This window comes from Pantoea sp. GD03673 (genome assembly GCF_029844725.1).
Lineage (GTDB): Bacteria > Pseudomonadota > Gammaproteobacteria > Enterobacterales > Enterobacteriaceae > Pantoea.
This window is the reverse complement of the sequence record NZ_JAOCKJ010000002.1, coordinates 11,890-38,008: the sequence shown is the minus strand read 5'-3', so window position 1 is coordinate 38,008 and position 26,119 is coordinate 11,890. Positions and strand designations below refer to the sequence as shown.

Annotated in this window: 21 protein-coding genes and 1 tRNA gene; 13 read left to right on the top strand and 9 right to left on the bottom strand. The window is 57.2% G+C overall.

Annotated features, from left to right (window positions below; genetic code table 11):
• Nucleotides 1–18 precede the first annotated feature (18 nt).
• Together puuR and puuD are read right to left on the bottom strand one after the other, a co-directional pair.
• The gene (gene puuR / locus N5J69_RS03635; protein WP_279768142.1) at nucleotides 19–576 is read right to left on the bottom strand and encodes an HTH-type transcriptional regulator PuuR; all 558 of its coding nucleotides are present in this window, start codon (nucleotides 574–576) and stop codon (nucleotides 19–21) included.
• Complete coding sequence (gene puuD / locus N5J69_RS03630) at nucleotides 569–1,336, bottom strand: gamma-glutamyl-gamma-aminobutyrate hydrolase (protein WP_279768141.1); 768 nt, start codon at nucleotides 1,334–1,336, stop codon at nucleotides 569–571. The genes puuR and puuD overlap by 8 nt, the downstream gene beginning before the upstream one ends.
• A 204-nt stretch (nucleotides 1,337–1,540) precedes the next feature.
• On the opposite strand from puuD, the gene N5J69_RS03625 reads away from it, so the two are divergent.
• Both N5J69_RS03625 and N5J69_RS03620 read left to right on the top strand, forming a co-directional pair.
• Nucleotides 1,541–2,956, top strand: a complete 1,416-nt coding sequence (locus N5J69_RS03625; RefSeq protein WP_279768140.1) for a glutamine synthetase family protein — start codon at nucleotides 1,541–1,543, stop codon at nucleotides 2,954–2,956.
• Between the two features lie 403 nt (nucleotides 2,957–3,359).
• Entirely contained in the window at nucleotides 3,360–4,718 is a 1,359-nt protein-coding gene (locus tag N5J69_RS03620) for an APC family permease (protein ID WP_013358429.1), read from the top strand.
• 52 nt (nucleotides 4,719–4,770) lie between these two features.
• Here N5J69_RS03620 and ygbI read toward each other — a convergent pair whose 3' ends face one another.
• Nucleotides 4,771–5,532: a DNA-binding transcriptional repressor YgbI gene (ygbI, locus tag N5J69_RS03615; protein WP_279768139.1), complete on the bottom strand. Its 762-nt coding sequence runs from the start codon at nucleotides 5,530–5,532 to the stop codon at nucleotides 4,771–4,773.
• Between the two features lie 267 nt (nucleotides 5,533–5,799).
• Between ygbI and ltnD the strand changes: the two genes are divergently transcribed.
• The 5 genes from ltnD (at nucleotide 5,800) to N5J69_RS03590 (ending at nucleotide 10,870) form a co-directional block, all read left to right on the top strand.
• Entirely contained in the window at nucleotides 5,800–6,705 is a 906-nt protein-coding gene (gene ltnD / locus N5J69_RS03610; protein ID WP_279768137.1) for an L-threonate dehydrogenase, read from the top strand.
• Complete coding sequence (gene otnK / locus N5J69_RS03605; protein WP_279768136.1) at nucleotides 6,705–7,967, top strand: 3-oxo-tetronate kinase; 1,263 nt, start codon at nucleotides 6,705–6,707, stop codon at nucleotides 7,965–7,967. Before ltnD ends, otnK begins: the two co-directional genes overlap by 1 nt.
• Nucleotides 7,960–8,604 (top strand): aldolase, encoded by a 645-nt coding sequence (locus tag N5J69_RS03600; protein WP_279768134.1) that lies wholly within the window; start codon nucleotides 7,960–7,962, stop codon nucleotides 8,602–8,604. Before otnK ends, N5J69_RS03600 begins: the two co-directional genes overlap by 8 nt.
• Entirely contained in the window at nucleotides 8,604–9,389 is a 786-nt protein-coding gene (locus N5J69_RS03595; RefSeq protein ID WP_279768133.1) for an HPr family phosphocarrier protein, read from the top strand. The genes N5J69_RS03600 and N5J69_RS03595 overlap by 1 nt, the downstream gene beginning before the upstream one ends.
• 125 nt (nucleotides 9,390–9,514) lie before the next feature.
• On the top strand, nucleotides 9,515–10,870 hold the full coding sequence (locus N5J69_RS03590) for a GntP family transporter (RefSeq protein ID WP_279768132.1): 1,356 nt from the start codon (nucleotides 9,515–9,517) through the stop codon (nucleotides 10,868–10,870).
• A gap of 64 nt (nucleotides 10,871–10,934) precedes the next feature.
• Here the strand turns inward: N5J69_RS03590 and sbcB are convergent, their stop codons facing one another.
• Complete coding sequence (gene sbcB, locus N5J69_RS03585) at nucleotides 10,935–12,362, bottom strand: exodeoxyribonuclease I (protein ID WP_279768131.1); 1,428 nt, start codon at nucleotides 12,360–12,362, stop codon at nucleotides 10,935–10,937.
• Nucleotides 12,363–12,933: 571 nt separating this feature from the next.
• On the opposite strand from sbcB, the gene dacD reads away from it, so the two are divergent.
• The 3 genes from dacD (at nucleotide 12,934) to tmaR (ending at nucleotide 15,909) form a co-directional block, all read left to right on the top strand.
• Nucleotides 12,934–14,097 carry a serine-type D-Ala-D-Ala carboxypeptidase DacD gene (gene dacD / locus N5J69_RS03580; RefSeq protein ID WP_279768130.1) on the top strand — a complete coding sequence of 388 codons (1,164 nt, stop codon included), beginning with the start codon at nucleotides 12,934–12,936 and terminating at the stop codon, nucleotides 14,095–14,097.
• Nucleotides 14,098–14,363: 266 nt separating this feature from the next.
• Nucleotides 14,364–15,422 (top strand): FUSC family protein, encoded by a 1,059-nt coding sequence (locus N5J69_RS03575; protein WP_279768129.1) that lies wholly within the window; start codon nucleotides 14,364–14,366, stop codon nucleotides 15,420–15,422.
• Between the two features lie 160 nt (nucleotides 15,423–15,582).
• The gene (gene tmaR, locus N5J69_RS03570; protein ID WP_004571340.1) at nucleotides 15,583–15,909 is read left to right on the top strand and encodes a PTS system regulator TmaR; all 327 of its coding nucleotides are present in this window, start codon (nucleotides 15,583–15,585) and stop codon (nucleotides 15,907–15,909) included.
• Between the two features lie 95 nt (nucleotides 15,910–16,004).
• Here tmaR and N5J69_RS03565 read toward each other — a convergent pair whose 3' ends face one another.
• Both N5J69_RS03565 and N5J69_RS03560 read right to left on the bottom strand, forming a co-directional pair.
• A complete protein-coding gene (locus N5J69_RS03565; protein WP_279768128.1) occupies nucleotides 16,005–17,066 on the bottom strand; it encodes a LacI family DNA-binding transcriptional regulator in 1,062 nt (353 codons plus the stop codon).
• 115 nt (nucleotides 17,067–17,181) lie between these two features.
• The gene (locus tag N5J69_RS03560) at nucleotides 17,182–18,096 is read right to left on the bottom strand and encodes a ketopantoate reductase family protein (RefSeq protein WP_279768127.1); all 915 of its coding nucleotides are present in this window, start codon (nucleotides 18,094–18,096) and stop codon (nucleotides 17,182–17,184) included.
• A gap of 258 nt (nucleotides 18,097–18,354) precedes the next feature.
• Between N5J69_RS03560 and N5J69_RS03555 the strand changes: the two genes are divergently transcribed.
• Together N5J69_RS03555 and katG are read left to right on the top strand one after the other, a co-directional pair.
• A complete protein-coding gene (locus N5J69_RS03555) occupies nucleotides 18,355–19,377 on the top strand; it encodes an LLM class flavin-dependent oxidoreductase (protein WP_279768126.1) in 1,023 nt (340 codons plus the stop codon).
• A 428-nt stretch (nucleotides 19,378–19,805) separates the two neighbouring features.
• Nucleotides 19,806–22,025, top strand: a complete 2,220-nt coding sequence (gene katG / locus N5J69_RS03550; RefSeq protein ID WP_279768125.1) for a catalase/peroxidase HPI — start codon at nucleotides 19,806–19,808, stop codon at nucleotides 22,023–22,025.
• Nucleotides 22,026–22,243: 218 nt separating this feature from the next.
• Here the strand turns inward: katG and N5J69_RS03545 are convergent.
• Nucleotides 22,244–22,319 (bottom strand) — tRNA-Asn (locus N5J69_RS03545).
• Nucleotides 22,320–22,651: 332 nt separating this feature from the next.
• Between N5J69_RS03545 and N5J69_RS03540 the strand changes: the two genes are divergently transcribed.
• Nucleotides 22,652–23,773 (top strand): Gfo/Idh/MocA family oxidoreductase, encoded by a 1,122-nt coding sequence (locus N5J69_RS03540; RefSeq protein ID WP_279768124.1) that lies wholly within the window; start codon nucleotides 22,652–22,654, stop codon nucleotides 23,771–23,773.
• An 87-nt stretch (nucleotides 23,774–23,860) separates the two neighbouring features.
• Here N5J69_RS03540 and N5J69_RS03535 read toward each other — a convergent pair whose 3' ends face one another.
• Nucleotides 23,861–24,691 carry a glycosyltransferase family 8 protein gene (locus N5J69_RS03535; RefSeq protein ID WP_279768123.1) on the bottom strand — a complete coding sequence of 277 codons (831 nt, stop codon included), beginning with the start codon at nucleotides 24,689–24,691 and terminating at the stop codon, nucleotides 23,861–23,863.
• Between the two features lie 12 nt (nucleotides 24,692–24,703).
• Nucleotides 24,704–26,086, bottom strand: a complete 1,383-nt coding sequence (locus N5J69_RS03530) for a D-arabinono-1,4-lactone oxidase (RefSeq protein ID WP_279768121.1) — start codon at nucleotides 26,084–26,086, stop codon at nucleotides 24,704–24,706.
• Between the last annotated feature and the right edge of the window lie 33 nt (nucleotides 26,087–26,119).

Sequence of the window (26,119 nt, the reverse complement as noted above, 5' to 3'; positions counted from 1 at the left end):
ACAACCTCCTGGATGCGCCTAAAAATTGGCTGGCGTGTGGGCACTGACAATGCGGCAGGGGATTTCAGCACGGTTGGTAAAGCTGTGCGGCAAGCCGGTATCAATAACGTAGCTCTCACCGGCGGAGAGATGAAACTGCTGTCCGTTAATGACCAGCGTAATTTCACCTTCCAGCAACGTGCCGGTCTCCTCGCCCGGATGACGCAGTTTTTCGCCTGTGCTGGCACCGGGTTGATAGGTTTCCAGCAGCATACCCAGCGTGCGCTGTGTCCTGCCGTTGTCGATCAGCTTCAGTGAAACCCCCTGACTGCCAATCTCCAGCAGATCGCTGGCGCGGACAATCACCTTCGGCTCTGCATCCGGTTTAAGGTCTGAAAAGAACTCTGACAGCGACAGCCCATAAACCTTCAGCAGCTTCTGCAGGGTGCTGACCGCCGGGCTGACCTTATCCTGCTCAATGGTACTGATGGCGCTGTGGGTCAGTCCGGCCAGTTCAGCAACCCGACGTTGCGACAGCCCCATCGTCTGCCGGATCTGCGCCAGCCGCCGTCCCGGTGCCAGCGTGGCATCACTCATCTTCTTTTCCCCTGTGATAATGAATGGCAGCCTGAATAAAGCCGCTGAACAGCGCCTGCGAACCTGGCGTCGTTTCCGGTTGCCACTCGGGATGCCACTGCACCGCGAGCGCGAAAGGGTGATGACGCAGACTTACCGCCTCAGGCAGGCCATCCGGCGCACGCGCTTCAATGCGCAACTGCGGCCCCGGCTCGCGAACGCCCTGATGATGCAGAGAATTGACCGCAAGCGGATGGCTGCTGTCCAGCAGCGTTGCCAGCAGGCCATCAGGTTCGAGAGTGACGGGGTGCACCGGCGCATACTGCTCAGCCAGGGGGCGCGTCTCATCTTCATGATGACGCTGAAAGCCAGACTGCCCGCTCAGGTCTCGCCACAGGCTGCCGCCGTTCGCCACCACCAGTTCCTGCAGTCCCCGGCAGATGCCCAATATCGGCATTTTGTGGCTGGTGGCCCAGGTAATCAGCTGAAAAGCAAGACGGTCGCGGCCCGGATCGGCATGCGGCTCCTCACCGGCCTCGCCATAATGCCAGGGTTCGATGTTGCTGGGACTGCCGGTCAGCAGCAGGCCATCCAGCACAGCCATAGCATTTTCTGATAGATGAGGGGCATTGATGAGACTCTGGGGCAGGGCGAGTGGCACGCCGCCCGCCAGGACAACCGCATCGATATATTTGTTATGCACCGTCTGAGTCGGATGGCCGCCCTGTTCCTTCTGGCACATCACTACGCCAATCAACGGTTTGTCAAAAATAATGCCCATCTCACGTCCTCGCATCGCTGGTCGAAATATCTACCGAAAGGGCACGTCTGGCGGTTAAGTGTGCAATATTTTTTCAATCTAGCAATCTGCTGTTTGTTCTTCAAACAGATTTGTTACATTTGCACACTTTTTATGTTGGCGCTATGTTAGTGGTGTGGCTGTTATTTTGAGCATTACGCAAACCTAATAGGGGCGGGTGAGATCATGACTAACCTGGTAGAAGTGGAAGACTTCATGCTTCACAGTGAAGAGAAACGAACCAGCGCGTTCCAGCTTGAGGTGAAAACCTGGCTGGAGCGCCATCCTGAAACGCAGTATGTCGACATCCTGTTAAATGATTTAAATGGTGTGTTTCGCGGCAAGCGCATTCCGGTCTCCGCGCTGCCTAAGCTGGAAAAAGGGTGTTATTTTCCCGCCTCGGTGTTTGCCATGGATATCCTCGGCAACACGGTAGAAGAAGCGGGGCTCGGCCAGTCTCTTGGCGAACCTGATAATCTCTGCCTGCCCGTTAGCGGCACCTTAGTTCCCTCCGCCTCTGACCCTCAACACATTGCGCAACTGCTGTTAACCATGTGCAACCAAGATGGCACTCCCTTTGACGTTGAACCCCGAAATGTCCTCAACCGGCTGTGGCAACAGCTGCGTAACCGGGGGCTGTTTCCGGTGGTAGCGGTAGAGCTGGAGTTCTATCTGGTGGACAAAAAGCGCGATGCTGAAGGCTTTATCCAGCCGCCCTGTTCGCCAGGCAGTGATGAACGCAACATGCAAAGCCAGGTCTACTCGGTCGATAACCTTGATCATTTCGCTGATGTCCTGCGCGATATTGACGATCTGGCCCGTCAGCAGGGCATACCGGCGGATGGCGCGCTGGCGGAAGCCTCTCCCGGACAGTTTGAAATCAACCTGCATCACACCCGTGACGTGCTGCGCGCCTGCGATCATGCCGTGCAGCTGAAGCGCCTGATTCGTCAGGTAGCGGAAAATCACGGCATGACCGCAACGTTTATGGCGAAGCCCTACGAAGAGTATGCGGGCAGCGGCATGCACGTGCACATCAGCATGCTGGACGCCGCCGATCATAACGCCTTCGCCTGTGATGACGGCAGCGATTCGCCGCTGATGAAACGTGCGCTGGCTGGCATGATCGACCTGATGCCTGCGTCGATGGCGCTGCTGGCACCCAATGTGAATGCCTATCGCCGCTTTGTCCCGGAGGCCTATGTTCCGTTGCAGGCGTCGTGGGGTCATAACAACCGGACCGTGGCACTGCGCGTGCCGTGCGGGGACATCGACAACCACCGCATTGAGTACCGGGTGGCGGGCGCAGATGCCAACCCCTATCTGGTGGTATCGGCGATTCTGGCCGGGATGCTGCATGGGCTGGATACGCAGCTGCCGTTGCCGCATCCGGTCACCGGTAACGGTCATCATGCTGAGGGGCTGGCACTGCCAATCCGTCAGAGCGATGCGCTGTATGAGTTTGACAACAGCTATCCGCTGCAAAAATTACTGGGCGAACGTTTTGCCAGCGTCTGGCACAGCTGCAAGAACTATGAACTGATGCAGTTTGAACGGCTGATTACCGCCACGGAAATAGACTGGATGCTGAAAAACGCCTGACAGCCTTTTCAGTGCGGTACTGTCGCGCTTTTTTTTGCATAAGATGCCCCAACGGCTTGAATTCCTGCCACGGGTTAGGGCAGAATACGCGGCCTGCAAAATCAGACCATAACCGACGCTTACCGCGCCGGTTATTTTTTTGCATCCAGTTTCAACAGAGCGTTTTTGCTGACTTAACCGAGGCCGGGCACGCACCCGGATAGATAAACACTGAAAACACGCGTAAGCGTGAGATTGAGGACTACAAAGATGGGGATGTTTTTCACTCTGCCAGCCAACGCTGGTACGCGTTTTCGTGATGACTACGGCGCCGCGTCAACCGCTAACCTTACTCCCTGTCGCTTAATGCGCAGTTGCCCTGTGACCCAGCCCAGCCAGGTTGTCGCACAAGGGGGACTGAAGCATGTCGCTTAATACCTCCGCCGCACCGCAGCGTGCGCAACTCAAAAAGACACTCACGTTACTTCCGGTCGTCATGATGGGCTTAGCCTACATGCAGCCTATGACCCTGTTCGATACCTTTGGTATTGTTTCCGGTCTGACCGATGGTCACGTTGCCACGGCTTACGCTTTCGCGCTGATTGCGATTCTGTTCACTGCTGTGAGTTACGGTAAGCTGGTACGCCGCTTCCCCTCTGCGGGCTCCGCTTATACCTACGCTCAGAAAGCGATCAGTCCGCACGTCGGCTTTATGGTCGGCTGGTCATCGCTGCTGGACTACCTGTTCATGCCGATGATCAACATTCTGCTGGCAAAAAACTATTTCGAATCGCTGGTGCCGGGTATCCCGTCGTGGATTTTCGTGGTGCTGCTGGTCGGGTTTATGACGCTCTCCAACCTCAAGGGCATCAAAACCGTCGCCAATTTCAACAGTGTCATTGTGGTGCTGCAGGTCATTGTCATGGTCGGGATCACCGGGATGGTGATTTACGGTGTGGCAAGCGGCGTCGGTTCCGGCACGCTGGTAAGCAGCCGTCCGTTCTGGTCTGAGAATGCGCACGTGGTGCCGATGATTACCGGTGCGACGATACTCTGCTTCTCGTTCCTCGGCTTTGATGGCATCAGTTCGCTGTCGGAAGAGACCAAAGATGCAGAACGCACCATTCCACGCGCTATTTTCCTGACGGCGCTGATTGGCGGGGTGATCTTTATCGCGGCCTCTTACTTCCTGCAGCTCTACTTCCCGGACATCACGCGCTTCCAGGACCCGGACTCCTCACAGCCTGAAATCATGCTGTTCGTGGCCGGTAAAGCGTTGCAGGTCGGTATCCTGATCTTCTCGGTGGTCACGGTACTGGCATCCGGCATGGCGGCGCACGCTGGCGTATCGCGTCTGATGTATGTGATGGGCCGTGATGGTGTATTCCCGGAGCGTTTCTTCGGTTACATCCATCCAAAATGGCGTACCCCGTCGCTCAACGTGCTGCTGGTGGGTGCGATTGCGCTGATGGCAATTAACTTTGACCTGGTAACCGCGACCGCGCTGATTAACTTCGGTGCGCTGGTAGCGTTTACCTTTGTGAACCTGTCGGTTATCGCGCAGTTCTGGATCCGTGAGAAGCGTAACCGCACGCTGAAAGATCACGTTCAGTATCTGTTGCTGCCGCTGCTCGGCGCGATGACGGTCGGTGCGTTGTGGGTGAATCTGGAAGAGAGTTCAATGGTGCTGGGCCTGATCTGGGCGGCCATCGGGATTATCTACCTGGCATTCGTGACCCGCAGCTTCCGTAATCCGGTGCCGCAGTTCAGCGAAGAAGTGTAATCGCAAATGCGGTGTTGCCGCCTTCCCGGATGTCAGGGAAGGCGGCAACCGCTTAACCGGCCAGCACCAGTTCCCAGCTGCCCGCACTTAACAGCTCCCGCCCCGCCTCGCTCAGTCTGTTGTCTGTCACCACCTGATCAAACCTCTCCAGCGGTAAAGCCAGAAACGTCGCTATCCTGTTGTACTTCGAACTGTCACTTAGCAACACCCGTTTGCTGCTCACTTCACTCACTGCCTGCTTTACCATCACTTTATCTTCGTCCGGCGTAAACAAGCCTCGCGGCCCCCAGCAGGAGGCGGAAATAAAGGCAATATCAATGGCCAGATGACGCAGGCTGCGGGCCGCCGACTCCCCGACGCAGGAGCGGTTCTCGCGGCATACGGTGCCGCCCGTGTGGATCACCCGGCACTGACTCGCCTCCATCAGCAGATTCGCCACCATAAAATCATTGGTCACCACCAGCAAATCATCACGATCCACAACTTCCCGTGCCAGGGCTAACGTCGTGGTCCCGGCATCCAGATAGATGCAGCTGTTACGGGGTATGTACCGGGCAGCGGTGCGGCCAATGGCGCGTTTTTCATCGTTGTAGAGGCCGCTTTTCGTCAGATGTGACGGTTCTGCCGCCAGACGATCGGCAGAGCGCACGCCGCCGGAAACCGACAGCACGGCACCTTGTTCCTCCAGTTTCTGCACATCACGGCGAATGGTCATGTGAGACACACCCAGCCGCTCCGTGAGTTCTGCAATGCTCACCACGCCCCGATCGGCGACCAGCGCCAGAATCTGTTGGTGACGTTCAACCGGAATCATATCTGCTCCCTGATAATTACCATTTTTTCACATTATAGAGGATCTGCCGGTTAACCAGAACAAAAAACAACAGTTGAAGCCGCGTCGGTAACTGCAAGGACCCCGCCAGCGTCCCGCATGAGCAGGAAATCAAACGGTGTTAAAAATTGTTCCCGTTCACATCTGTGATGTTTTTTTGTGAGAGGTAACACATTTTTACCGGCAGGAAGCTGGCAGGATTAACAGTAACAAACAAATAATCACTTAATTTAACAGTGGAGGTGTAACGTGCCAGCTGAAAACATCTGCGTTATCGGGTTAGGTTCTATGGGCATGGGGGCCGCAACATCCTGTCTGCGCGCCGGTCTCAACACCTGGGGGGTTGATTTGAATCCCGCAGCTCTGGAGAGCTTGCGCCAGGCCGGGGCGCGTGATGCGCAGACCTCCGCCTCGGCATTTGCCGATAAACTGGATGCCGTTTTGCTGCTGGTGGTCAATGCACAGCAGGTTAATGCCATTCTGTTTGGTGAAAACGGCCTGGCCGAAAAACTGCGTCCCGGCACCGTGGTCATGGTTTCGTCCACGCTGTCAGCCAGTGACGCACAGCAGATTGAACAGCAGCTGGCCGCACATCAGCTGCTGATGCTGGATGCGCCGGTCTCGGGTGGTGCCGCCAAAGCCGCCAGCGGTGAGATGACGGTGATGGCTTCAGGCAGTGACGCTGCTTTTGCGCAGCTGCAGCCGGTTCTGGATGCCGTCGCGGCCAGGGTGTATCGCGTGGGCAGTGAGATCGGTCTGGGCTCAACCGTCAAAATTATTCATCAGCTGCTGGCAGGCGTGCATATCGCGGTGGGTGCAGAAGCGATGGCGATGGCGGCACGAGCCGGTATTCCGCTGGAAACCCTGTATGAAGTGGTCACCCATGCCGCCGGTAATTCGTGGATGTTTGAAAACCGCATGAAGCACGTGGTAGACGGCGACTACAGCCCGAAATCGGCGGTCGATATCTTTGTGAAGGATCTTAACCTGGTGGCTGAGACCGCGAAATCGCTGCACTTCCCGCTGCCGCTGGCCTCCACTGCGCTCAATATGTTCACTGAAGCCAGCAACGCTGGTTATGGCCGTGAAGATGACAGTGCAGTGATCAAGATCTTCAGCGGCATTACGCTTCCGCAGGCAAAGGAGGAACGCTGATGCGTTATGGCGTAATCGCAGATGATTTTACCGGTGCGACTGACATCGCCAGTTTTCTGGTGCAGAACGGGGTGAGCACCATTCAGGTCAACGGCATTCCCGCCAGTGAAGTCGTGACAGATGCTCAGGCGATCGTGGTCAGCCTGAAGAGCCGCTCCTGCCCGGCAGAGCAGGCTGTTGAGCAATCGCTGGCCGCGCTGGCGTGGTTACAGCAGCAGGGCTGCGAGCGCTTCTATTTCAAATATTGCTCAACCTTCGACAGCACCGCACAGGGCAACATCGGTCCGGTGACCGACGCATTACTGAATGCACTGGGTGAGACACAGACCGTCATCTGTCCGGCACTGCCTGTGAATGGCCGCACCGTCTATCAGGGCTATCTGTTTGCTGGCGATCAGCTGCTGTCAGACTCCGGGATGCGGCACCATCCGGTCACACCGATGCATGACAGCAACCTGCTGCGTCTGATGACATCGCAGGCCACCGGCAAAGCCGGGTTGATCGCGGCGGCACAGGTCGATCAGGGTGCCGGGGCAGTGCGTCAGGCGCTGGGCCAGCTGGCAGAGCAGGGCATCAACTACGTTGTCACTGACGCCCTGCATCATGCGCATCTGTTGACGCTGGGTGAAGCACTCAGTGATATGCGGCTGGTCACCGGCGGTTCCGGGCTGGCTATCGGGCTGGCACGACAGTGGTCGACGGTGAAGACGGATGCAGAGGCAGAGCAGGCAGGCCGTCCGCAGGGCGATCGCGCCGTGGTGCTGTCCGGCTCCTGCTCACAGATGACCCATCGTCAGGTTGCCGCGTACCGCAAGCAGGCACCGGCCTGTGAAGTGGCGGTTGAACGCTGCCTGGAAGATGCTGAGGGGTATGCCCGACAGCTGTGCGACTGGGTGGAAGCCAATCGCCATCAGCCGCTGGCACCTTTGCTTTTTGCCACCGCGGACGCGCAGCAGTTGCAGGCGATCCAGCAGCGCTATGGTGCCGAGCCCAGCAGCGAAGCCGTTGAGCAGCTGTTTGCCGCCGTCACCCGCGAGCTGAAAAGGCGTGGCTGGCAGCGCTTCATCGTGGCGGGCGGGGAAACCTCTGGCGTGGTGGCGCAGAGCCTCGGCGTCACCGCCTTTCACATTGGTCCGACAATTTCGCCCGGCGTGCCCTGGGTTCGCGACATTCATCAGCCGCTTTCCCTGGCACTGAAATCGGGCAACTTTGGCGACGAAGACTTCTTCCGCCGTGCGCAAACGGAGTTTACCTATGTCTGAATCGTACTCTTTTACGGAGCAGCAGGCGCGGGACGAGATGGTGCGTCTTGGTGCGTCGTTCTTTCAGCGCGGCTATGCCACCGGCTCGGCGGGCAACCTTTCACTGTTACTGGAGGATGGCAATCTGCTGGCGACACCGACCGGCTCCTGCCTGGGGGAATTACAGGGTGCGCGCCTGTCTAAAGTCACGCCTGAAGGTGAATGGCTCTCCGGCGATAAACCCTCCAAAGAGATTGCGTTTCACCGCGCACTCTACCTGAACAACCCCGACTGCAGGGCCGTTGTCCATCTGCATAGCCACTACCTGACCGCGCTCTCCTGTTTACAGGGGCTGGATACAGAGAACTGCATTCGTCCGTTCACGCCCTATGTGGTGATGCGGGTCGGGGATGTGCCGGTCGTCCCTTACTACAAGCCGGGCGATGGGCGGCTGGCCGGGGATCTGGCGGCGCTGGCGCCGCGTTATCGCGCCTTTCTGCTGGCCAATCACGGCCCGGTGGTGGTGGGCAAATCGTTACAGGAAGCGGCCGACAACACGGAAGAACTGGAGGAGACCGCCCGCCTGATCTTTACGCTGGGCGACCGCCCAATCCGTTATCTCAGTGACGCCGACGTGGCAGAACTCAGGAGCCGATAATGCCGAAGTTTGCTGCTAACCTTTCGACACAGTTTAATGAATATCCTTTTGCGGAACGCTTTGCTGCAGCGGCGGCTGCGGGTTTCACGGCGGTAGAATTTCTGTTTCCCTATGACTATCCCGCCACGCAGATAAAACAGTGGCTCGATGATAACCAGCTGCAACTGGTGCTTTTCAATACCGCACCGGGCAACGTTGCGGCGGGGGAGTGGGGCGTTTCAGCCATCCCCGGACGTGAAGCGGAAGCAAAGGCGGATATCGACCGTGCCCTGAGCTATGCGCTGGCGCTGAACTGCCCACAGGTTCACATCATGGCGGCGACGGTGCCGCCCGGTGCCGACCGTCAGCGCTACGTTGAGACCTTTATCAGCAACATGCGCTATGCCGCAGAGCGCTTTGCGCCACACGGCATCAGCCTGCTGATAGAAGCGCTGAATCCCACAACCAAACCCAACTATCTCTACGCCAGTCAGTATCAGACGCTGGAGATGGTCGGACAGATCGACCGGCCGAATGTCTTTACTCAGCTCGACCTGTTCCATGCACAGCGGGTGGATGGCAACCTCAGCCATCTGATTCGCCACTATGCCGGATGCTACCGGCATGTGCAGATTGCCTCGGTGCCCGATCGCCATGAGCCGGATGAGGGGGAAGTCAACTATCCCTGGCTCTTCTCGCTGCTGGATGAGGTGGGCTATTCCGGCTGGATCGGCTGCGAATATATTCCGCGTGGCAGCGCTACGGCTGGCCTTGGCTGGTTTGCGCCCTGGGCGAAAAAAACCTGATTTAACGGGCTGATAACGCCGGTGTTGCGGCACCGGCAGGGATCTGCTCGCCCTTTATCCGGCCCGGCATCTGCTTTCCCTGTACGCCAATAACCCAAAAACTATAACAATCTCTGAGGTTTACTATGTCCACCGCACTGCTGTTAGCCATAGCGACCGCCAGCATCGTGATCCTGTTGCTGCTGGTCATCAAAGCCAAAGTTCATCCGTTTGTCGCCCTGTTGATTGTCAGCTTACTGGTGGCCATCGCGACCGGTATTCCGGCTGAGAAAATCATGGAAACCATCATCACCGGGATGGGCGGGTTGCTCGGTCACATCACCATCATCATCGTGCTGGGTGCCATGCTCGGTGCGATCATTGAAGCTTCCGGCGGGGCGGAGTCGCTGGCGCAACGCTTCAGTAAAACGCTGGGGCTGAAGCGAACCGTTGCGGCACTGACTATGGCGGCCTTTATCCTGGGCATCCCGGTCTTTTTCGAAGTCGGCTTTATCATTGTTATTCCGCTGATCTATGGCTTTACGAAAGTGGCCCGGGTCTCACCGCTGAAGTTTGGTCTGCCGATGGCGGGTGTGATGCTGACGGTACATGTGGCGCTGCCGACCCATCCGGGCGCGGCAGCCGCAGCCGGGATCCTGCACACCGACATGGGCTGGCTCATGATGCTGGGTATTGCGATTTCCGTGCCGGTCGGGATCATGGGTTACTACGTGGCGAAAGTCATGAATCGTCGCCATTACCATCTGTCTGTTGAGGTGCTGGAACAGTTGCAGATGGCGAAGCCGGAGGGACAGGAAAAGAAGCATGAACCGGCACCGCCTGGCGCGCTCTCTATCAGCGGTCTGATTGTGGTCCCGATTGTGTTGATCGTGCTGGGAACCCTGTCTCATACGCTGCTGGCTGAAGGCAGTCTGCTGCGCAACGTCATGACCGTGATTGGCACGCCGCCGATTGCCCTGCTGATTGCTTTAGGACTGGCCGCCTGGCTGCTGGGCGTGCGGCGTGGCTGGAGCAAAGATAAGCTGGAGGATTTGACCGGCCGGGCCATTCCAGCCTCAGCCAGCGTGATTCTGGTCGCGGGCGCGGGCGGGGCTTTCGGCAAAGTTCTGGTGGAGTCGGGCGTAGGTAAAGCGCTGGCGGTCACGCTCGAAACGCTGCATCTGCCGCTGGTGCCTGCGGCGTTTATCCTGTCGCTGGCGCTGCGTGCGTCACAGGGGTCCGCCACGGTGGCGATTCTGACGACCAGCGGCCTGCTGACCCAGGCCGTGACCGGCGTCACCGATATGCAACGGGTGCTGGTCACCCTGGCGGCCTGTTTCGGCGGCCTGGGCTTGTCGCATGTGAACGATGCGGGCTTCTGGGTGGTGACCCGTTATCTCGGGCTGTCGGTAGCAGACGGCCTGCGCACCTGGACGGTGCTGACAACGATAATGGGGCTAGGCGGTTTTGCGCTGACGTGGCTGGCGTGGACGCTGTTCTGATTCAGACGGCGGCAAGAGATGCACAGACCCGGCAGGGGATGCCGGGTCCGTGCCTCTCCGTGATTCAGGAGACCAGCTCCTGAACATAGAGATAAAGCGCTTTGAGCTGCCCGAGTTTTTCTTCATCAGCTTCATGCAGATTGGCCAGTCCCTCCAGCTCCTGCATAAACGCCTGCACCCGATCACCATTCAGCACTTCACGGCGATGCTGCAACCAGCGTTGCTGCTCGGCATCATCCAGCGTGCCGGGGAAGTTACGCGCCCGGTAGCGGAACAGTAGTTTCGCCACCCGCGCACTTTCAAAGCTCAGGTCCAGCGCGGGCAGATTCGCGGGCGCGGTCTGACGAATGATATTCATCCCGGCGCGGTCAGCATCACTGAAGAACCCATCATAAAGTTGCGTGTCCACATCATCCGACGGGGTAAACGGCTCCGCTTCAGCAAACAGCGTAACCAGTTTTTCCCGCACCTCAGGCTGCTGACGCAGCAGCGCCAGATTCGCCAGACAGTGCTGGCGATCAATGCCCAGCCGGGCCGCATCTTCCGGGCGCAGCGTACTGGCAGGTGCCAGCACCGGACACTTATTGATATGCACCAGTTTAACCGGCACCGCAGGCAGATCGCCAAGGTCGTTTTTCGACGTGTAAAGACGCTCACGCAGCGCGTCGGCGTCCAGTTGCAGCAGAGGTGACATATCGCCCGCCAGATCCACAACGATCAGCGCATTCCGGTTGTCGGGATGCCAGGCCAGCGGGACGATCCAGCTGGTGTTACCGCGTGCGGCTCCGAACATGCCGGAGACATGAACCAGCGGTTTCATCTGCGGAATGTCGATCAGGTTCATCAGCTTGTTTTTGTTACGATGGGTGAACAAAAATTCAAACAGTTTCGGCTGCTTCTCTTTTACCAGCTTCGCCATCGCCAGCGTGGCGTAAACGTCGGACATCGCATCGTGGGCATTTTCATGGGCCACGCCATTGGCTTTGGTCAGATGCTCCAGCCGGAAGCTGGGAAAGCCTTCTTCATTCTCCGGCCAGTTGATCCCGTCAGGCCGTAATGCATAGCAGGCACGCATTACGTCGAGCAGGTCCCAGCGTGAGTTGCCATTTTGCCAGGCCCAGCCATAGGGATCGTAAAAGTTGCGATAGAAGATATTGCGCGTGACTTCATCATCGAAACGCACGTTGTTGTAGCCCACGACACAGGTCAGCTCCGTGGTGAACAGCGCATGGATGCGTTCAGCGAACTCTGATTCGATCACGCCGCGACTCATCGCTATCTGCGGGGTAATGCCGGTAATCATCACCGCTTCCGGTTGTGGCAGATAATCATCAGGCGGACGGCAGTAGAACACTTCTGGCTCGCCAACCGGATTAAACGCACTGTCGGTACGCAGTCCGGCGAACTGGGCTGGCCGGTCACGAGAGGGGCTGGTGCCGAAGGTTTCGTAATCGTGGAAGAGGAAAGTAGGCTGTACGCGGTCGTTATTCAAATTTCATATCCGTTCATGGCGTTCACTGACTTTATGAACAGAAAGCCTGCGGCTTTCTGTTCGTTCTGAATTTCTCTGCGCGCAGCAGGATGAGTTGTGATCGTTGTGTCTGATGTGCGCTGTTGTTCGTACGGCGTTGCAGAGCCATTATAGCGGCCCCGGGCAGTATCTGACGCTATGGCTGTATGGTAAACCATATTGTGGCACGTCTGAAGTCAGGGGTTTAGCCAGTCTGATGCCTCTTTTAACCGCCAGGCTTCTGCGACCGCCGTTTCAGATGTATTAACCCGTTTGGAGAATCCGTGTTCATTCCAGAAGCGGAAGCCCTGATACACACTTTCACACTGCGTCTGCGTAGCACTCAGCTCTTTACACAACGTGCAATCTGCACCTCATTATTCTGATAAAGCCAGCCGACTGTGATAATTCAATAAAGATGACCGACAGAAAACGCTCCAGTTCATACTTTTTTTCAATTTATTCAAACCTTCACAACGCTTTTGCCGTAAAACGTGCGGCTGTTTCCGTTTCGTTTTAGAAATTTCTCTCCCGTGCAATTAAGGATGAAGTGTTGAAAAGGCGTCTGCTGTTCACCGTTACCGCTACTGTTTTTTGGGCCTCGCTGGCGCAGGCTGATGCGATTCCCTTTCCTGTGACGCCACCGGCGATCGATGCCGCTTCCTGGGTGCTGATGGATGCGATGACCGGACAGGTTCTGACCGCCGGCAATCCCGATGAGCGGCGCAATCCCGCCAGTCTGACTAAGCTGATGACCGGCTATGTGGTCGATCGCGCCATTGACCAGAAGAAAATCAGCCGTGACGATATGGTCACGGTTGGAAAAGATGCCTGGGCGGCGGGAAATCCGGTGTTCAAAGGCTCCTCCCTGATGTTCCTGAAGCCCGGCGATAAGCTGAGCGTCCGGGATTTAAGCCGTGGCGTCATTATCGACTCCGGCAATGATGCCTGCGTTGCGCTGGCGGATTACGTTGCGGGCAGCGAAGCGAACTTCGTCGGCATGATGAATCACTATGTTGACAAGCTCGGCCTGCAGAATACCCATTTTGAAACGGTTCATGGTCTGGATGCGCCGGGTCAGTACTCCAGCGCGCTCGATATGGCGAAGCTGTCTCGCGCCATCATTGACGGTGAGCCAGACTTTTATGCCATGTACAGCGAGAAGACCCTGACCTGGAACGGCATTACCCAGAACAACCGCAATGGCCTGTTGTGGGACAACAATCTCCACGTGGATGGGTTGAAAACCGGACACACGGAGACTGCCGGTTTTAACATCATCGCGTCAAATGTGGTGGGTAAACATCGTCTGATCGCCGTCGTCATGGGCGGGAAAAGCGCGAAAGGCCGCGAAGAGCAGGCGCGTAAGCTGCTGGTCTGGGGTCAGAACACCTTTGATACCGTTCAGCTGTTCCACGCCGGTAAAAAAATTGGAAGCGAAAACGTCTGGTACGGTAATCCTCATCAGGTCGATGTGGGCACCGCAGAGGATGTCTATCTGTCCCTGCCGCGCAGTGAAGTACAGAACGTGAAGGCGAAGTACGTCATCGATCGCAAGGATCTGGAAGCCCCGCTGAAAGCCAATGAGGTGATTGGTGAAATTCAGGTGATGGATAAAGATCAGCAGATTGCTCACTATCCGCTGGTTGCGCTCAGCGCGGTAGAGCCAGCAGGCGTGATTACCCGTCTGACGGACTATCTCAAACAGAAGTTCTGATCAGCCGTCTGGCAATACTGACACGGGCAGCCTGCGGGCTGCCCGTTTTCATATTGACGCAACTGGCTCAGAGCCTGTTACTGATACCTGACAAAGGTTACAAAGCCGTATCAGGTTGTTCATCACTTCCGGTCAGGTATGTGAGACGGATGTTGATAATTGTAAGCGAACGTCAAAACTGTTTTGAAATATCCCGCCCGCGCTAAGCCTGAGGGACGTTCAGGGTTAAGATAGCCCGATTATGTTCCCGCAACCGGAAAGTCACTTTGCGTCCTGATAAACCCATATCAAAACTGGAGTTCTGGTTTTATCGCCATTACCGCTCCGTCCACGGCGTGCGCATTGCCATCGCCTTTTTGCTCTGCTTTATCTTTGTCCGGGCGACCGGCATTCCGGAAGGCACCTGGCCGCTGATCACGCTGGTGGTGGTGATGGGGCCTATCTCCACCTGGGGAAATGTTTTTCCCCGCGCCCTGCAGCGCATCTGCGGCACGGTAGCAGGCTCAATATCGGGCCTTATCGCCCTGAAGCTGGAGCTGATCTCGATGCCGGTGATGCTGGCCTGGTGCGGCATCATTATGGTGATCAGCGGCTACCTGACGCTGGGCAAACATCCCTACATGGCGCTGCTGATCGGCATTACGCTCAGCGTAGTCGTTGGTGCGCCGACTGGTGACTTCACCGTGGCGCTGTGGCGCGGTGGTGATGTGATTCTGGGATCGCTGATGGCGCTGCTGTTTACCGCTATCTGGGCGCAGCGAGCCTATACCCACTGGCGCATTCAGCTCTCCGACACGCTGGCGGAGATGGCGAAGATTTATCACGCCGGTTTCTCGCCTAACCTGGTTGAAAAGCCGCGCCTGAACAAGCCGCTGGGCAAATTGCTGACCAGCGTGATCAAAATGCGGGCGCTGCTGGAGCCGTCGGGTAAAGAGACCCGCATCCCGAAGTCGGTGTTTGAAGCGATTCAGACCATAAACCGTAATATGGTTTACACCATTGAGATGCAGATTAATGCCTGGTGGGCCTCCCGCGAGAGCCACCTGATTATGCTTAACGCGCCCGCATTACGCCGCACGCAGCAGATGACGGAGAACACGCTGCGGGCGCTGTCGGTGATGGCGATTGAGGGGGAAACGGAAGAGGTGGTGGCCAACAGCCATGAGCTGACCGAAATCAGCGGCGAACTGCGACGGCTGATCGCCGAAGCGGGCAGCGAGGGTCTGGAAGAGACGCCGATTTACGGCTACGTCTGGCTGACGCTGGAACTGGCGAAACAGCTGGAACGGATGACGGATCTGATGCGGATGGCGCTGCGCAAATAATCACCTCAGACAATGACTTAATGTGAAACAGGGTTTCTTTGCGCTAAGATAAGAGCCAGTCTGAATTTAGCTGTGAAAATTGCTTACCTGGCGGGCTAGCCGCTAAGCTGATCGTTTTGACTCTCTCCCTGCGTCAGCAGGCTCAAAGAAAGGTGCCATCATGGAAAATGCCAAGCAGTCATTTCAGGACGTACTGGAGTTCGTGCGTATGTTCCGCCGCAAAAACAAACTGCAGCGTGAAATTGTCGATAACGAGAAGAAAATCCGCGACAACCAGAAGCGCGTACTGCTGCTCGACAACCTGAGTGAATACATCAAACCAGGCATGAGCGTTGAAGCTATTCAGGAAATCATCGCCAGCATGCGTGTGGATTATGAAGACCGCGTGGATGAGTACATCATCAAAAACGCCGACCTGTCTAAAGAGCGTCGTGAGCTGTCGAAAAAAATCAAAGCAATGGGCGTGGGCGAACACCCGAAAGCCTGAATGATGAAAGCGGGGCGCTGATGTGCCCTGCGTTTCATGCCAACCCGCATCCATTTCGGTGGAGCGGGTTTTTTATTGCCTGTGTCAGCGCAGAATTATTTACCCGCCAGCCTGCGGGCAATCCCCTGTAACTGCCGGGACAGCGCCACGTAATCGACCTGCTGATCAGCTGGCGGGGCGGTAGTTTCACGGATCACCAGCGTGGTTTCCAGCGCGATGCTGGAAGACGCTTCTCCCTGAAGCCGGGCCAGCATGCGTTCCACGCTCTGTGCGCCAAGGTAGCGTAAATCCTGCCGCACCGTGGTCAGCGGCGGCTGATACCACGCACTTTCGGCGGTATCGTCATAACCAATCACGGAAATCTCGCCGGGAATCGCCACACCATACTGATGCAGCGCCCGCATTGCACCCAGCGCCATCTGATCGTTAGCCACCAGCAGCGCCTGCGGCAGATCGTCGGGTAACTGCGCCAGCAGCGCCTGATAACCCGACTGGGCGCTCCAGTCACCGCGCAGCGAGCTGTGCGGGGTCAGCTGATGATCGGCCAGCGCCTGTCGCCATGCATTTTCACGCTGACGGGCCGACACCGAGCGCAGCGGCCCGTTTAACAGACCGATCTGACGATGACCCAGCGCCACCAGGTGTTCAACGGCAGCACGTGCGCCAGACGCATTGGGATACTGACACTGCGCCACCGCCGCCTGCGGTTCGACATCCAGAAACAGCGCTGGCTTGCCGCCGCACAGCAACTGGATCTGTTGCGCTTCATCCGCATCCAGCGGCAGGTTGATCAGCAGCCCATCAACCCGCTGTGCCAGCAGTTCATTGACGGTAGCGGCCGCATCGTGACCGCTGTCCATCGCTATCACCAGATGATAACCCGCCTCAGCCGCACGCTGCTGAATCGCCGAGGCGATCTGCGCCGGTGCCATCAGAGCCAGATCGCTGGTGGCGAGACCCAGCGTGCGCGTCGCCTTGCCCGCCAGCTGCTGTGCCACACGATTGGGGACATAATTGAGCTGTTGCATCGCCGCCTCAACCTTTTCCCGCGTGCGGGCTGACACCTGTTCAGAACGGTTTAAAACACGTGAAACGGTTTGATATGAGACGCCGGCCAGTTGAGCGACATCATCAAGGGTCACGGAGCGGGAAGTCATTGAACTCTCCAAAAGATGAAGCGACGAGTGTAGCAAAATTTGCTGCTGTGCTGCGTATACGTCGATCGCTACGCCAGCCGGGGCAAGGGCGACACCCGCTGGCGCAGTCTGCTATTCAGCGCTGCTGCAGATAAACCTGCAGATTCACATCCACCGCATTCAGCAGCGGCGTAGCGAGGCCATTTCGTTTCGCCCGCAGCAGCAGGTCGCCGATGACCTGATCGGCTTCAATATCATAGCCCTGAGTGAGATCGCGGTACATGGAGGAGGTCATCGGCGTGGCCGGATTGTTTAACAGCTCAAAAATGCGGGCGGTGACCGCCGGACGCGGCTGATAACCTTCGGCAGTGATGACGGACAGAATCTCCGTGAAGATCCCCTGTAACAGCGCTTCGCCACCGCGTGAGGTGAGAACCTGTTGGGTGTTGCCACGCGCCAGACAGCAGACCGCACCGAGTGTGCTGAGCAGCAGCCACTTCTCCCACAGCTCATCCATAATGTTATCGCTGAATAGAGTATCAACCTGACAGCCGCGCAGCGCCGCGTCAACCCGCTGCAGCCGTGCGTCGTTGTTGCCATCCAGCGCGCCGTAAAAGATCTGATGCAGCGGCGTCATCTGGATCACGTCGCCCTGATCACCCAGCGTGGCGTTGATTTTGCACAGGCCGCCAATCACCTTATCCTCGCCGAAACGCTGTTGCAGCGTGGCGATGTGCCGCATGCCGTTGAGAATCGGCATGATCAGCGTGTCCGGGCCGACCGCAGGCGCAATGTCCTCTATCGCCTGCTCAAGCGCAAAGCTCTTTACCGTTACGATAATCAGATCAAAGTGGCCCGTCAGCGTGCTGGCCTGGGTCAGCTGCGGCTGTATCTTTTCAGTGCCTTGCGGCGTCTGCAACACCAGACCGCTGGCCTGCAACTGCTGATAACGCCGTTCGCGGACCAGAAACGTCACATCCTGACCCGCCTGAACCAGTCGTGCACCAAAATATCCGCCGGTCGCCCCGGCACCTGCCATCAGAATGCGCATCCCATTTTCCCTCTGCTGAAAACCCCTACCTTAAAACGCCATGACCGGGCTTACCAGTCTTAGCGTTGGCGAGGCCGGTTGAAATGTGCAGGGAAGGTCGGTCAAAAACAGCGTGGATAAATGGCGGGCTATGTCGAAATTCCTGAACATAGCGCTGAAAGATATTGACTATCAGTGGCGGCGCGGAGGCGGTAACCTTTCTTTATCAAAAATCGCCTCATGCCCACGGGCGTTTACCGCCTGTCAGGAGTAATACAGATGAAAAATATTGGCTTCTTATCTTTTGGTCACTGGACGCCTTCGTCACAGTCCGCCACCCGCACCGCGCAGGATGTGTTACTGCAATCGATCGACCTAGCGGTTGCTGCCGAAGAGCTGGGCGCAGATGGCGCTTACTTCCGCGTCCACCATTTCGCCCGCCAGCTTAGCTCGCCGTTTCCGCTGCTGGCTGCCGTGGCAGCACGCACGAAGAAGATTGAGATCGGCACCGGTGTCATCGACATGCGCTACGAAAATCCGCTCTATATGGTGGAAGACGCCAGCGCGGCAGATCTGATCTCCAATGGCCGTCTGCAACTGGGTCTGAGCCGTGGCTCACCGGAGCAGGTGATCGATGGCTGGCGCTACTTTGGCTTTGAACCGAAAGCAGGTGAAAGCGATGCGGACATGGGCCGTCGTCACACCGAAGAATTTCTGGAAGTGCTGCGTGGCGAAGGCTTTGCTAAGCCGAACCCACAGCCGATGTTCCCGAACCCGCCGGGCCTGCTGCGCCCTGAGCCGCTTTCTGAAGGGCTGCGTGACCGCATCTGGTGGGGCTCCGGTTCCAATGCTACCGCAGAGTGGGCAGCAAAAATGGGCATGAACCTGCAAAGTTCAACCCTGAAAGATGATGAAACCGGCGAGCCGTTCCACATTCAGCAGGCGAAGCAGATCCGCGCCTACCGTGAGGCCTGGAAAGCGGCGGGGCATCAGCATACGCCGCGCGTCTCCGTCAGCCGCAGCATCTTTGCGCTGGTGAATGATATGGACCGCGCCTACTTTGGCCGCAGCGGCAACGACCGGGATTCTGTGGGTTTCCTGGATGAGAAAACCCGCGCCATCTTTGGTCGCAGCTATGCCGCAGAGCCAGAAGTGCTGATTAAGCAGCTGGCGCAGGATGAGGCGATTGCCGAAGCGGACACGCTGCTGCTCACCGTGCCTAACCAGCTTGGTGTCGCTTACAACGCCCATGTGATTGAGGCAATCCTGAAGTATGTCGCCCCGGAACTCGGCTGGCGTTAAGGCGCAGAGCGCCCTGCATTGCAGGGCGCTCTGTTGTTTTGTTAAACCTGCCATTCACCGCTGTAATCATTAACGCTTTTTAATCATTTTCTCTTTTGTATTTCTGCCGCTTCTGCTTCCCGTCTGTTCCGTCCATCCCTGTAACTACACCGGTTTAGCCAGTAAGTGCGGTCATCTCAGTCAGGCCGCTGTCCGGCTGGCAATAAAATAAGACGGTTGTGCAACGGGTTGTGCCGGAATAGTCTGATAAGCATCGATGCCGCTTCGTTGATGATTCCGGGTATTAACATCCGTTGCGCCATTGCTGGAAGCTGTTGAAACAAACCTTATTCAAAGGGATAAGCTATCAAACATATAGGATGAGACAGGTGTGCGATCCTGAAAATCCTCTATAGAGTAGCGATGAAAATACAAAAAGAGGTGTGACCATGAGCAATTCCGTTGATGAAGACGCAAAAGATGCAAAGCCTATTGTTGAAGCCGATCGCGAAGCGCCTGAGGGCAAATGCCCCTTTCATGCGGGCAAGCCACCGCAGTCAAATCAGGCACCGGGCGGCGGAACAACCAACCGTGACTGGTGGCCTAATCAACTCCGGGTTGACCTGCTGAACCAGCACTCATCCCGTTCGAACCCGCTTGATGAATCCTTTGATTATCGTAAAGAATTTGCCCGATTAGATTACGCTGCGCTTAAAGCGGACATCAAAGGGTTGCTCACCGAGTCACAAGCCTGGTGGCCCGCAGACTGGGGCAGCTATATCGGCCTGTTCATTCGTATGGCCTGGCACAGCGCCGGAACCTATCGCTCCGTGGACGGACGCGGTGGTTCGGGCCGTGGTCAGCAGCGCTTCGCGCCGTTAAACTCCTGGCCGGACAACGTCAGCCTGGATAAAGCGCGCCGCTTGCTGTGGCCGATTAAACAGAAATATGGTCAGAAAATCTCCTGGGCCGACCTCTACATCCTGGCGGGTAACGTTGCGCTGGAAAACTCCGGTTTCCGTACCTTTGGCTTTGGTGCCGGACGTGAAGATGTCTGGGAACCGGATATGGATGTGAACTGGGGCGAAGAAGCGGCCTGGCTGGAACATCGTCACCCGGAATCTCTGGCACAGTCGCCACTGGGCGCGACGGAAATGGGTCTAATCTACGTGAACCCGGAAGGCCCGGAACACAGCGGCGATCCTGCCTCTGCCGCCCCGGCGATTCGCGCCACCTTTGGCAACATGGGCATGAACGACGAAGAGATCGTGGCACTGATTGCCGGTGGACATACGCTGGGCAAAACCCACGGTGCGGCTCCGGCCAGTCACGTTGGCGTCGATCCTGAAACCGCGCCCATCGAAGCGCAGGGCCTGGGCTGGGTCAACAGCCACGGCACGGGCGTGGGTGCAGATGCGATTACCTCGGGTCTGGAAGTTATCTGGTCTCAGACGCCAACCCAGTGGAGCAACTACTTCTTCGAGAACCTGTTCAAATATGAGTGGGTTCAGACGCGCAGCCCGGCGGGTGCCATCCAGTTTGTCGCGGCTGATGCGCCGGATATTATCCCGGATGCGTTTGATTCCGCGAAGAAACACAAACCCACCATGCTGGTGACTGACCTGACGCTGCGTTTTGACCCGGAGTTTGAAAAAATTTCGCGTCGTTTCCACAACGATCCGCAGGCGTTCAACGAAGCCTTTGCCCGTGCGTGGTTTAAGCTGACGCATCGTGATATGGGGCCAAAAGCGCGTTATATCGGCCCGGAAGTGCCGAAGGAAGATCTGATCTGGCAGGATCCGCTGCCTGCACCGGTTTATCACCCAACCGTGGCAGATATCGCCCAGCTGAAAGAGAAGATTGCCGCATCCGGTCTGAGCGCAAGCGAGCTGGTCTCCGTTGCCTGGGCCTCGGCGTCAACGTTCCGTGGCGGCGACAAACGCGGTGGTGCCAACGGTGCCCGTCTGGCGTTGCTGCCGCAGCGTGAGTGGGACGTCAATGCCGTTGCAGCACGCGTGCTGCCAGCGCTGGAAGCCATTCAGCGCGACGCTCACACGGCTTCACTGGCCGATGTCATCGTGCTGGCGGGTGTGGTCGGCGTAGAGCAGGCAGCGAAAGCGGCTGGCGTCTCAATCGAGGTGCCGTTTACGCCGGGCCGTGTTGATGCGCGTCAGGATCAGACTGACATTGAGTCGTTCAACCTGCTGAAACCGCGTGCGGATGGTTTCCGTAACTACGGCACCGGCTTTGGCAAAACCACCACCGAAAGTCTGCTGGTCGACAAGGCGCAGCAGCTGACCCTGACCGTGCCGGAGTTAACGGTGCTGGTGGGCGGGATGCGTGCGCTGGGCGCTAATTTTGATGGCAGCCAGCACGGCATTTTCACGCACAACGTGGGATCGCTGAACACCGATTTCTTCGTGAATCTGCTGGATATGCGCACCGAGTGGAAGGCCACCGATTCAACCAATGAGAAATTCATTGGACGCGATCGCGTTAGCGGCGAAACCCGCTTCACCGCGACCCGTGCTGATCTGGTGTTTGGCTCCAACGCGGTGTTACGCGCCTCGGCGGAAGTTTACGCCAGCAGCGACGCCCGCGAAAAATTCGTCAAAGACTTTGTTGCCGCCTGGACCAAAGTGATGAATCTGGATCGGTTTGATATCTGATAATCGACGTTGTAAAAACCAGAAACCCGCTGCTGTCAGCGGGTTTTTTTATGGGCTTTAGCGAGGTTATTCTGCTGATTAACGGTTTTGAAACGTCAGATTGCTGGTCATACAGAAGGACGGGTAATCAGAAGGGAGTGTGTCATACGCAGAAAGGTGAGCGGGCGTATGAAAAGTAAAAAGCCCGCTCAGGTTTCCCTGAGCGGGCTTCTCGAATTTGGCTCCTCTGACTGGACTCGAACCAGTGACATACGGATTAACAGTCCGCCGTTCTACCGACTGAACTACAGAGGAATCGTTTGAACGGGGCGCATAGTAACGGCCACGCCGGGCCATGTCAAAGCTCTTTTTCATAAATCAGCGCGACTGCTGAAATAGTCGCCACAATGGTGGTTCAGACGTTGAAAGTCAGACCTGCACGGCTGCCTGACACCGCAAAAAAAGAAACTGAAACTGAGGTGTTTATGAGGTGTTCCGGGGCAGTGCAGCCCTTGCCAGAAGGCTGTGCGCATGATTTAACCGGATAGTTTTTTACGGGCGTCACAAAGTCTTTATCCTGACTTTGTCAGCAGCAGATATGAAACGTAAATTCCATTTCAACCCTGAACTGAATCTGTGGAGTTGAAATGAACAAAGTCAGAATTGGCATGATTGGCAGCGGTTATATCGGGCGCTGCCACGCGATTGCCTATGCCCAGGCCCCCACGGTATTTGCGCTGAAAGGCGAAATCGTGCTGGAGATGCTGGCCGAGGTGAATCCTGAGCTGGCGGCGCGTCAGGCGGCGACCTTTGGCTTTGCGCGTTCTACCGGCGACTGGCGCGCACTGGTCAGTGATCCGGCAATTGATGTGGTGGATATCTGTGCCCCCAACTTCCTGCATAAAGAGATGGCGCTGGAGGCGATACGCCACGGCAAGCATGTTTATTCCGAAAAGCCGCTGTCGCTGAGCGTGGCAGATGCGCAGGAGATGGTGGCGGCCGCCGAAGCAGCAGGGGTGAAAACCTTGGTCGGCTTTAACTACATGAAAAACCCGACCAGCCAGCTGGCGAAAGAGATCATTGCCGGTGGCGAAATTGGTGACGTGGTGCACTTCTACGGCACCCATAATGAGGACTATCTCGCCAGACCGGAAACGCCCCTCGACTGGCACTGCCAGAAAGCCCTGGCCGGTCCCGGTGCGCTGGGCGATCTGGCGGCGCACATCGTGAACATGGCGCACTATCTTGTCGGTGATATCACTGAGGTCAGCGGTGACATGATGACGGTGATCACCTCCCGGCCCGACCCGAAAGCGCCTGCACGGCAGTTACCGGTTGAAAACGAAGATCAGGCCAGTGCGCTGCTGCGCTTCAGCAACGGCGCACACGGCGTGATTGAAACGTCGCGCATCGCCTGTGGCGCAAAAATGGGACTGACCTATGTTGTCACCGGCACCAAAGGCACGCTGCGCTACACCCAGGAGCGCATGTCTGAGCTGGAACTCTATCTGCATGACGAGCCAGCCGGGCGGCAGGGATTTAAAACTATCCTGACCGGGCCAGCCCATCCTGATTATGCGAATTTCTGCGTGTCAGCCGGACACGGCATCGGGTTTAACGATCAGAAAACGGTAGAGATCCGCGACCTCATCAACGGCATCGCAGCAGGCGATCGCATGTGGCCCGATTTCGCCGAGGGATTACAGGTGCAGAAGGTGCTGGAAGCCATTGTACACTCAGCGGAGCAGCGCCGCTGGATGGTGGTGTAATGCAGAATCAGAAGGTGAGAGGTCAGGCTGCGGGGGGAGAGTGAACAGCGGGAAGGGCGGGAAAGGGTCGCCGCCCGCCCGTATAAATCAGATCAGACCGCTTTTTTCCCACCACAGCTTGTCCAGTGCATAGAAGCGATCGCGCTGGTTCTCAGGCTGGCTGAGATCGCGTTTCCACGGCTTCGCCAGAATATAGTGCAGATTCTTCACCTCATCACCCTGCCACAGACCGCTATGCTGGAACGGCAGCGTTTTTAACGCATTGTAGATATACGAGAGCGGTTTCCAGCGATCGGCAAACACTTCATTCAGCAGATCCTGTTCAGAGAAAGGATAGGCGCTGAGATCATCAATCGCGGCAATACGCTTTTCCAGTGCGTCGAACATCGCGTTGTCGGGCTTCAGCACCAGAAAGCCCCCGTTCAGATAGAGATCCACATTTTTCGGGGCCTCTTCACCGCGTGCCTGCCAGGTATAGTGACACTGCTCTGGCTGCCACGCTGCCGGATAAGAGGCAATCTGGTTGGGATTACAGCGGCAGGCGTGACAGGCAGCCAGCGGATTATCGCCCAGATCCAGCCTGAACAGCTCATCCATGTTCTGCAGCACCAGCATATCAGCATCCAGAAACACCACGCGTTCATAATCAGTGAGTTGCCAGGCACGCAGTTTGGTCCAGACCTCGCCGAACTGTGCCGAGGCGTAATGCTGGTCCAGATCGTCGCGAGGATAGAGCGGTTCGACCGGTTTAATTACACAGCCTTCATCCTGCAAAGTCTGGCAGTCAGCGTCTGAAATGGCTGGTGTGGTCATCACGACCAGCGGCCACTGGCTGTGGCTCTGTTGCAGCGAACGGTGCAGCGCTTTGACGCCCACCAGATAATCGGGTTGTGTTAACAGCGTTACCCAGGCAAACATAGCGTTCCTCAATCAGTCAAAAAGTGGCGTGATGTAGTCGTTACCCAGTCGGCCCTGAGGGTCGAGCTGGTGGCGCAGGGCGCGGAAAGCGTCCCACTGCGGGTAGAGCTCACGCCAGGTGTAGCGTTCTTCGTCGTAATATTTGCCCCAGTGCGGGCGTCCGCCTTCCTCGGCCAGCAGTTTTTCTACTTCGGTCAGGAAGTGCAGCCCCTCCTGTGACAGCGACCCATCGTCGGCGTAATAGACGACGAAGCCGAAAAAGCAGGTTGGCTGATCTGCTGCCGGGCTGAGCCAGGCTGACGATGCGCCGGTGCAGCGCAGAATAATCGGGTAGTGCATGTGCGGGCGATTTTCGGCATACCACTGCTTGATCCGGCGGATGATGGCCGGGGTTTTTGCCAGCGGCACGCCAATTTCCACATTGATCTGCGGCACCGCAATGCCACGGCAGAAGAGCTGGTAGATGTCACCGGTAACATCGGTGAAGTCGCGAAAGCGGGTCACGGTTCTGAACTGCTTTCCACCTTTACCCTGAATCTGGGTATCCCGGTGCATATGCGCCAGCGTCTGATCGATGGTGTCATTAAGACTGTCGTCCGCTTCACCCTCATGCTCCACCACCTGACGCCCCTGTGCTTCGTAGCGCTGGCGCTCCTCGTCACTCGCCTCATGGGCATTCCAGACATGCATCAGGTTATCGTCGACAAACCACCAGGCTTTGCTCAGCGGATAGTCGTTGTTCCAGCGCAGCAGATCTTCTTCCAGCGTGTCGGCAGAGACTGCATTTTTGTGACAGGTGAAAATCTTAAACGGCTGGGTACGCAGGGTCACCGCCGTCACAATACCCAGCGCGCCCAGCGAAACCTGTGCGGCCGGAAAATCCGCTTCGCCACGGAAAAACTCACGTACGCTGCCGTCGGCCAGCACCATGCGTATCGCCAGCGCTTCATCGGCGATCGAACTCTGCTGCAAACCCTGGCCGTGCGTGCCTGTCGCCATCGCGCCTGCCAGCGTCTGAATCGCAATCACACCCGGCGACGACGCCAGCATGCGGTTCATGCCGGTCAGGGTGCGATAAACCTGCTCAAGCGGGGTCGCACCACCAAAAGTCACGCTCTCCGCGTCACTGGCGAGCTGACCGCGCAGGGCACTGAGGTCCAGCAGCACATCGTCATCACTGACGTGCAGCATACGGCCGGGCGATAGCTTGCTGCCGATCACCCGAATCTGACCGCGTGACTCGCGGATAAGTTTCTGCAATTCCGCTTCGCTGGCGGGACGCTGAACCTGCTGACGGCTGCCGATTTGCGCGTTCTGCGCCCAGTTCCACAGCGCATCATTATCGGGTTCAATATGGGTCTGGCGAAGCGGATAGAGGCGTGCGTCTCTGCTCACAACAGCATTCCTTTTATGGCGATTTCATGACAG